Source organism: Dietzia sp. NPDC055877 (assembly GCF_053615975.1).
This window is the reverse complement of record NZ_JBSHCV010000043.1, coordinates 1-1,441: the sequence shown is the minus strand read 5'-3', so window position 1 is coordinate 1,441 and position 1,441 is coordinate 1. Positions and strand designations below refer to the sequence as shown.

The following is a 1,441-nucleotide window of genomic DNA, read 5'->3' as shown; positions in this document are numbered from 1 at the left end:
GATAGTGCCCCGTTGGGTGGTGGGATTCGGATCGGCGTCTAGTCAGGCGCAGTGATCAACGAGTCGGGTGTTGACCGTAGTCGCTCTCGCTTTCTAAGGCATGTTGTTTGGTGGCGATGATGTGGCGGAGCTCGGCCATCGAGCTCTCGGAGAGGTAGCGGCGGCCAACCTGCCATTCATCGTGCTGATCGATCACCACCGAGGTCGCCAGTCGCAGGAACGCTGCAGGGTTGGGGAAGATCTCCACGACGTCGGCGCGGCGTTTGATCTCCTTGTTGAGTCTCTCGATGGGGTTGTTGGACCAAATTTTCTGCCAGTGCCCGCGGGGGAATGCGGTGAACGCCAGCACGTCGGTTTTGGCCTCGTGCATCATCGCGGTGGCCTTGGGGAACGAGTTGGCGAAAGTGTCTGCGACCTGGTCCCACTGCTCGGCCACCTCGTTCGGGTCTGTGTGCGCGAAGATCGTTTTGACCGCCGCGGTCACTGCCGGGGCGTGCTTGGAGGCCACTGCGCCGTGCAGGTTGCGCATGAAGTGCACCCGACAGCGCTGCCACGTGGCGCCAGCAAATTGTTGCGCCACGGCCGCTTTCAGGCCTGCGTGGGCATCGGAGATGACCAGGTGCACCCCGGTCAGACCGCGGGCCTTGAGCGAGCGTAGGAAGTCGCTCCAGAACTCATACGATTCACTGTCTCCCACGGCGGTGCCGAGCACTTCGCGGGTGCCGTCCACGGAAACTCCGGTGGCCACGACCATGGCGTGGGAGACCACATGCGCACCGATGCGGACCTTGCAGAAAGTGGCGTCGGCGAACACGTAAGGGAACTGCGTGTGAGCCAGCGTGCGGGTGCGAAATGCATCGACTTCGGCGTCGAGGTCGGCGCAGATCCGTGAGACCTCCGATTTGGAGATGCCGGTGTCGACCCCGAGTGCACGGACGAGGTCGTCCACGGCGCGGGTGGAGACGCCGTGGACGTATGCCTGCATGATCACCGCGTACAGAGCCCGGTCGATGCGGCGCCGGCGCTCGAGCAGTGCCGGGAAGAAAGACCCGGAGCGCAGCTTCGGGATCTGTGCCTCGATGTCTCCGACCGGGGTCGAGATCGTCTTGGCGCGGTGCCCGTTTCGGTGAGTGGTGCGGCCTTCGGTGCGCTCGTAGCGGTCGGCACCGATCTTCGCCGCGGCTTCGGCCTCGATTAGGGCCTGCAGGCCGGCCCGAACCAGTTCGGCGAACATCGCCTGAGGATCAGCGGCCAGCAGTGCATCAAGCTGGGCGCGTACGTCAGAATGGGAACGGGTCATCGCGTGGTGTGTCCTTACTGTGAGCTACTTGGCGGTAACTCATTGACCACTACGCGATGGCCCGCCCTCTTTAGTGGACCGCCACTCGATCGTCAGCCAGATCGCGAGCCCCGAAACCCCACCACCCCAAGGGACTTACCC

General features: G+C 63.9%; 1 protein-coding gene. It reads right to left on the bottom strand.

The window, feature by feature from the left end; genetic code table 11:
• Positions 1-55: 55 nt before the first annotated feature.
• Complete coding sequence (locus ACWGLC_RS17750; protein WP_452101094.1) at positions 56-1,300, bottom strand: IS256 family transposase; 1,245 nt, start codon at positions 1,298-1,300, stop codon at positions 56-58.
• Between the last annotated feature and the right edge of the window lie 141 nt (positions 1,301-1,441).